The sequence below is a fragment of the Streptomyces sp. NPDC054932 genome, from assembly GCF_053610205.1.
Map to the genome: position 1 here is coordinate 45,303 of NZ_JBSGXU010000039.1, position 7,138 is coordinate 52,440.

4 protein-coding genes and 2 pseudogenes are annotated in these 7,138 nt (G+C 75.0%); 3 read left to right on the forward strand and 3 right to left on the reverse strand.

The genetic code is table 11. The annotated features are described in order from the left end of the window. Nucleotides 1–197: 197 nt before the first annotated feature. From ACWGE1_RS13995 to ACWGE1_RS14005, 3 genes and pseudogenes are all read left to right on the forward strand, one after another. On the forward strand, nucleotides 198–3,335 hold the full coding sequence (locus ACWGE1_RS13995; protein ID WP_453420736.1) for an amidohydrolase family protein: 3,138 nt from the start codon (nucleotides 198–200) through the stop codon (nucleotides 3,333–3,335). Nucleotides 3,336–3,470: 135 nt separating this feature from the next. Further along, nucleotides 3,471–4,076, forward strand: coding sequence for a hypothetical protein (locus ACWGE1_RS14000; RefSeq protein ID WP_453420737.1), 606 nt, complete (start codon nucleotides 3,471–3,473; stop codon nucleotides 4,074–4,076). A gap of 45 nt (nucleotides 4,077–4,121) precedes the next feature. After that, nucleotides 4,122–4,901, forward strand: a pseudogene (locus tag ACWGE1_RS14005) (nucleotidyl transferase AbiEii/AbiGii toxin family protein); the annotation flags it as partial. Between the two features lie 234 nt (nucleotides 4,902–5,135). Here the strand turns inward: ACWGE1_RS14005 and ACWGE1_RS14010 are convergent. From ACWGE1_RS14010 to ACWGE1_RS14020, 3 genes and pseudogenes are all read right to left on the reverse strand, one after another. Continuing rightward, on the reverse strand, nucleotides 5,136–5,537 hold the full coding sequence (locus ACWGE1_RS14010; RefSeq protein ID WP_453420738.1) for a DUF4440 domain-containing protein: 402 nt from the start codon (nucleotides 5,535–5,537) through the stop codon (nucleotides 5,136–5,138). A 154-nt stretch (nucleotides 5,538–5,691) separates the two neighbouring features. Next, nucleotides 5,692–6,072, reverse strand: a pseudogene (locus ACWGE1_RS14015) (GNAT family N-acetyltransferase); the annotation flags it as partial. Nucleotides 6,073–6,178: 106 nt separating this feature from the next. Beyond that, nucleotides 6,179–6,970, reverse strand: a complete 792-nt coding sequence (locus ACWGE1_RS14020; RefSeq protein WP_453420739.1) for a class I SAM-dependent methyltransferase — start codon at nucleotides 6,968–6,970, stop codon at nucleotides 6,179–6,181. Nucleotides 6,971–7,138: the final 168 nt, after the last annotated feature.

A 7,138-nucleotide genomic window follows, 5' to 3' on the forward strand; every position in this document is an offset into this window, starting at 1 on the left:
CCCCGCCCCCGGAGTCCGGCGCCCGCGTCCACGCCATCGCGGACCCCGATCCCTACGGGCCCGGCGGGGTCGATCCGGATGGCACCGTTGCCCCACCGGGGTCGTGATCGTTTGGGTCGCTGACAGGACATCCACAGCGGACGGGGCGAGTGATCGGGGTGCGAGTTGCGCGAAGGACCGTTCTGCAGGCGGCTTCGGTGGGAGCCGTGACGGCGCTGCTCGGCCGGGCGTCCGCGGCGGCGTCAGCACCCGGCGCCGCCGCCGGGGACCCGGTCAGGCTGCGCTTCACCCGTGCCACCAACGGCGCGGCCACCGCCACCGCCGGCGGGGACCGGGTCATCGCCGAGGTGCAGGGCGTCCTCTGGTCGCTGCCCGCGGACGGCGCCCCCGCGACACCGCTGACCCCGCCCGACCTGGAACCCGGCCGCCCGGTGTTCTCCCCCGACGGCCGCCTGGTGGCGATGAGCGCGTACCGGGGCGGCACCTTCCACATCTGGGTGATGAACGCGGACGGCTCCGGCCTGCGCCCCCTCACCGACGGCCCCTTCGACCACCGGGCGCCCGCCTGGTCGCCCGACGGCCGCACCCTCGCCTTCTGTTCCGAACGCGGCGGTGATCCGGTGGCCGGCAGCCCGTACCGGATCTGGACCGTCACCGTGACCGGCGGCCGCCCTCGCCGGCTCACGGGCCTGCCCGGACAGGAGGGACCCGGCCAGGACGGGGAGTGGGAGGACTTCGACCCGGTCTGGTCCCCGGACGGCTCGCGCGTGCTGTTCGTACGCGGCACGCCCACCGGGGAGACCCTGACCGCCCGGACCATCGCCTCGGTGGCCGCGGACCCCGGAGCCCGGGAACCGGTGCGGGTCGAACACACCGTCACCGACGGGCGGCTGCTGGCCCCCGCGCTCTCCCCGGCCGGACGCACCGCCTGGCTGACCGCGACCCCGGGCCCCCGCAAGGCCGAGAACCTCTCGCTGTTCGCCGACGGCCGTCCGGTCCCCCTCGACGGTGATCTCGCGCCCGCTCCCCCGCGCTGGATCGGCGACGACCGGCTGCTGATCACCCTCGACGGCCGGTTCCGGGTGATCCGCCCCCACCGGGACGGCGACGAGGGCCACGAGATCCCGCTCGATGCCACCCTCGACGTGGTCCGCCCCCGCTACCGGGTCAAGGAGTACGTCCTGGAGGCCGAACGGAGCCTTCCGGTCCGTGGCATCCACCTGCCGACCCTCTCCCCCGACGGCCGCAGCGTCGCCTTCGCCGCACTGAATGCGCTGTGGGTCGCACCCGTCACCGGCGGGGCGCCCCGCAGGATCGTCCAGGCCCCCGTCACCGCCTACGTCCAGGGGCCGGTGTGGAGCCCGGACGGCCGCGCCCTGGTCTACACCGACGACCGCGACGGGCTGAACGCCGTCCGCCGCCGGGAACTCGACGACGGCCGCGAGAGCGTCCTCGCCCCGGGCGGCCGCGTCTACGGGGTGCTGTCGCCGGACGGCAGGCGGCTCGCCGCCCTCGACCTCGCCGGGCGGCTCCTCGTCCGCGACCTCGCGACCGGGACCGAGACCCCCCTCGTCGCGGCCCTCGGCGGCGGCGGTCTGCCCGGCCCGCCCAGCTGGTCGCCCGACGGTCGCCACCTCGCTTTGTGCGACCGCAACCGGCTCAGCCGGCGCTTCCGCGAGGGCTACAACCTCATCCGCATCGTCGACACCGCCACCGGAGCCGCCCGTCTCCACGCACTCGCCCCGCACGCCTCGCTCGCGGACCGCTACGCCTCCGGCCCGGTCTGGTCCCCCGACGGCCGCTTCTTGGCCTGCGTCAGCGAGTCGGCCCTCTGGCTGCTTCCCGTCGGCCCCGACGGCACCCCGTCCGGGCCGGCCCGCCGCCTGACCGACGAACCCGCCGACCACCCTTCGTGGTCCGCGGACTCCCGCACCCTGCTCTACCAGTCCTGTGCCCGGCTGCGCCTGCTCACCCTGGACGGCGCCGGCGCACCGGCAGGGGCGCCCCGGACCGTCCCCGTCGCCCTGACCCACCGGCGCCCCGCCCCGGTCGACACCGTCGTGCACGCGGGCCTGCTGTGGGACGGCACCGGCTCCCCGCCCCGCGCCGATGTCGACATCCTGATCGGCGGCGGCCGGATCACCGCCGTCGAGCCGCACCGTCCGGGCCGCCGTGCCACCCGTACCGTGGACGCCTCCGACGGCACGGTCCTGCCGGGGCTGTGGGACGCGCACGTCCACCCGTACCCCTACACCTACGGCGCCCGCCAGGGCGCGCTGCACCTCGCCTACGGCGTCACCACCACCGTCTCGCTCGGCGGTTCCGCCTACGAACAGGCCCGGCTGCGCGAGGACATCCGGGCCGGGCGGCTCGCCGCGCCCCGGTTGCTGGCGGGCGGGGAGCTCCTCGACGGCTCGCGGGTCGCCTACAGCATGGGGCGCGCCCATCGGACGCGTGCGGGGTTCGCCCGCTCGCTGGCCCGGGCCGCGGCGCTGGACTGGGACTTCGTCAAGACGTACGTGCGGGCCCCCTACGCCCACATGGCCGAGGCCGCCCGTTTCGCGCACGAGCGGCTCGGCGTCCTTGCGGGCTCCCACCTGTGCGCCCAAGGCATCTGTTCCGGCCAGGACCTGACCACGCATCTGGTGGCGACCGAACGTGCCGAGTGCGGGCACGGTGCGACCCCGCGGGGGCACACGTACCAGGACACCCTGGAGGTCTACACGCGCGGCGGTTTCGATCTCATCGCCACCCCCTTCACGGCGCTCCCGCTGATCGGCGCCGATCCGGCGCTCGCCGACGACGCCCGGGTGACGTCCCTGATGCCGCCGTGGGACGTGGCTGCCGTCCGGGCCGCGGCGGCCGCGCCGCCGAGTGCGGAGCAGAGCGCCGCCCTGGAGCGGGAGGTCGGCGTCTACCGGCGCGTCATCGGGGGCGGCGGCCGGCTGGCGTTGGGCACGGACGCCCCGCTCACCCCGGTCGGCCTCCATCTCCACCTCGCCCTGCGGGCCCTGCACCGGTACGGCCTGTCGCCGGCGGAGGCCCTGACGACGGTGACCCGGACTCCGGCCCGGATGTTCGGCGTCGCGGACCGGCTCGGCACGGTCGAGCCCGGCCGGATCGCCGACCTCACCCTGGTCGCGGGCGACCCCTTCGCCGACTTCGGCGACCTGGTCCGCGTCCGAGGCACCGTCCGCGGCGGGACGCTCCACGAACGCCCGGCCCTGGAGCGCGCCTTCGCCCCTCCCACCCCGCCCGCGGCCCCGGACCCCGCCGACTGGCACACGGTGCTGGACCAGATGCTCCGCAACGGCTGCTGCACCCCGCACGGCTAGGCCGTCTCTTCCGGATCTTGCCGGGCCTGCCTCGGCCGGACGCCGCGTCACGGACGTTTGTCCGCAGGGATCGGTGGAAGAGTCGAGTCCGACGTACGGTCGACCGACCGGCCGATCCAGAAGGGGAGCCCGCCGATGCGCCTCTACGCCCAGACCCCAGCACGTCGCAACCGCCAGGTGCTCGCGGACCTGATCGCCGTGCTCCTGATCGCCGCCGCGGTGTGGTTCGCCCTCGCCGTCCACGACACGATCATGCTTTTGGCGGAGCCGGGCCGAAGGGTCGAGAGCGCGGGCGACAGCCTCGCCACCGAGCTCGAGAACGCCGGCGACGCGGCCTCGAACGTGCCGCTCGTGGGTGACCTCCTGCAGAAGCCGCTCCAGTCCGCGGCCGACGCCAGTACCGGGTTCGCGGACGCCGGGCAGTCGCTCCAGGACACCGTCAGCCAGGTGGCCACCCTGACCACGCTGGCGCTGATCGTCCTTCCGGTGGCCTTCGTACTGCTGCTGTGGCTCCCGCCGCGCCTGCTCTGGATCCGGCGCAGCGGCACCGTGCGGCGCCTCCTCGACGCACCCGGGGGCGCCGACCTGCTCGCCCTGCGCGCCCTCACCGGCCCGCTGCGCGACCTCGCCGCCCTCCCCACCCCTCCGGGCGGTCTCGCCGACGCCTGGCGCCGCGGCGACCGCCAGGTGATCGCCGATCTGTCCGAAGTCACGCTCAGGCGGGCCGGTCTGCGGCCCTGACGGCTTCGCAGCGGCCGTGTCGGTGGCCGCGCCTACAGTCGCGGGATGACAGCGAACGACAGGGCGGGGGCGGCGCGGCCCGGCCGCGCCGCCCTCGACCATCTCCTGGACCTGATCTCCGAGTCCGCGTGGGGCGACGACCTGGTCCTGCGGGGCAGCATGGTGATGCCCGCGTGGGTCGGCGCTCCGGCCCGGCCGCCGGGCGACCTCGACTTCGTCGTGCTGCCGCCGTCGCCGGTCCCCGTCGATGCGCTGCACCCCCACCCGTACGTCGCGGCGCACGACGCCGTACAGCAGTGGCCGGAGGCCGCCGACGGAGCGGCCCGGTACGAGATCTGGGCGGACGGGGAGGAGGAGTTCGAGACGCGGGGGCTGCGCGCGGAGGTCCCGCCGGAGGGCCTGGTGTGGCAGGCGGAGCCGGAGCCGGAGGACTTCCCCCCGTACGAGGACCTGCTGGAACGGATCCGCGCCCGCCCGCAGGCCGCCCCGGGTGTCCTGCTGAACGCGGACGGGGCGCGCCGGGACGGTACGTGGGCCTACGCGTATGCGCACGGCGAGGACGGGCCCGGCGGGATCCGGATCCTGGTCCCGTGGCGGGCGGAGTCCGGTGCGGCGGGTGTGGCACAACTGGACTTCTCCCGCGACGAGCGGCTGCCCGAAGCGCCCGTCTGGACGGCCGTGCCGCGCTGCGACGGCGGGGTCACGGTGGTCCGGACGGCGAGCCGTGACCTCTCGCTGGCCTGGAAGTTGCGGTGGCTGCTGGAGGACGCGGCGTCGGAGGACGGGCCGCGGTGCAAGGACCTGTACGACGCCGTGCTGCTGGCGGAGGCCTGCCGGGAGCGACCGCGCCCGGAGCCGCCGGGTCTGGCCGGCGTACGGGTGGAGGAGGAGGCGTGGCGGCGCTTCCGTGCGGCCCACCCGGGGGTCCGCGGTACGGCCGCCGACTGGATGGGCCGCCTCCGCACGGCGCTGGCCCCCGCGGCCGCCCCCATGGGTGTCGACCCGAACGTGAAACCCAGCGGGGTCGGCCACTGCGCCGAGCGGCGCGGCGGGGCGCGGTCAGGGCTGGTCGTACCAGGCGAAGGCCGCGATCCGCCAGCCTTCCGGGGTGCGGACGAACTGGATGGTCTTGGTCCCGCCGCCCTCGAACGGCTCGCCGTCGAGGATGCCGGACTTGCGGTATTCGCCGAACCGTGACGCGATGTCACCCGCGATCTCGGTCCGTTCGGAGGTCTCCCATTCGCAGAATCCGGTCAGCCGGCCGTCGGTCAGCAGGCGTCGTCGCGGCTCGATGAACCCTTCGACGGTGTAGACCGTGAACTGCGGGCCGGTCATGGTGATCACCGCACCCGGCAGCAAGAGCCGGCGGATCCGGTCCAGATCGGCGGTCCTGCCGCCCCGGTTGTCGAAGGCGCCGAAGAACTCTGCGGTCACCACGTCTATTTCGGCCTTGTACGACATGGCGCGACAGTAACACCGCAGGGATCAGGGCGTGTCCGCCGCGTCGGAGAGGTGGATCCGGTAGTACTTCAGCCCGCTCGTCCTCGGCGACCAGTCGCATGCCGACCGCGGTCATCACGTGCTGGGAGCCGGTGTTGTCGTGCGCCGTGTCGCCCTCCACCCTGGTGGCACCGTGCGCACGGGCGACGTCCAGCAGCGCGCGCAGCGCCTCGGAGGCGTACCCCCTGCCCCTGACCGAGGGGATGAGGCCGTAGCCGATGACCACGGTTCCGTGTTCGTCGGGGGCACCGTGGAAGCCCAGTCCACCGATCGCGAGTCCGTCCGCGCGGCGGCGTATCTCGTAGGCGCCGAACGGCCGGGGATCGCCCTTGACGGCGCAGGTGTTCAGGAACCCCTCGGCCCCGGTCACATCGACCTCGGCGGGGTAGCCGGGGGCCCACCGGGCGTCGTCGTCCGGCTCGGCCGCCACCACCCGCCGCGCCTCGTCGGGATTCATGGGATGGAGCACCAGCCGGGCCGTCACAAGATCGTCCATGACAGGGAGGACTATCACGAGGTGCGGCCGGCCCGCACCGGGACGGTCCGCCGATCTGCCGGGCGGGCGGGCGAGCCCCGGTCCCGTCCGCCGGCCGGCCGGCCAGTCACTCCGCCAGGGCCGTCGTGATCACCAGGGGCGGCCTCGACCGCTCCGCCGACCACGCGCGGCCGGCCGCGAAGTCCGCGTCGGCCACCGTCAGCGCCTCCTCCACGGTGGGCCGGTCCTGGACGACGTCCCGGAAGCCCGCGCGCTCCAGCAGGGCCGGCAGGAGGCCGACGGGCCACGCGTGGTTGCGCATCTCCTGCCAGGATCCGTCCGTGCGCCGGAGCCGTACGGTCAGCTCCTCGCCCGGACCGTACACCGCGCCCGGGTCGCCGATCCGCAGCGATGCGTACTCCGTGCCGCTGCAGGCGGGATCGGTGGTCAGCAGCACGAACGGGGCGCCCGGCCGCAGGAGTCGGCGGATCTCGGTGAACACGCCGAGCACCGCCTGCTCGGTCGGCAGCGATGCCAGCACGTGATTGCACATCACCGCGTCCGCGCAGCCGTCCGGCAGGCCGGTGACGCGTCCGTCCTCGACCAGGTGGAACTCGGCCACCGCGGTCGCCGAGCCACGGGCCAGCGCCAGCATCTCCGGTGAGGTGTCCACGCCCAGTACCCGGGCCCCCAGCCGCCGGGCCGCCTGGTCGGCCACCTTCCCCGGCCCGCATCCGTAGTCCACCAGGACCTGGCCGGCACCGGTCCGGCGGGACAGCGCCCGGAAGACGAACGGATACCCGAGCAGCCAGTCCGTGGCCGCCTCCACCGCCGCGAATGCCTGCGCCCCTTCATGTCCGGACCAGGCCGCGCCGCCTTCGGCACCGCCCTGCCCGGGTCCCTGCGACCTGTCGCTCACAGCCCCACTATCGACCCGCGGCGGCCGTACGGAGGTGGAACGACACGGGACACCCCAGGGGGTGTCCGCAAAGTCCCGCCTGGCCCGCGACGCCCGGCACGGCGCCTCGCCGCGTTGTCGAAGCGCGCGAGTACGAACAGGTACGAGCTGCGCTTCCCCGCCTTGCGA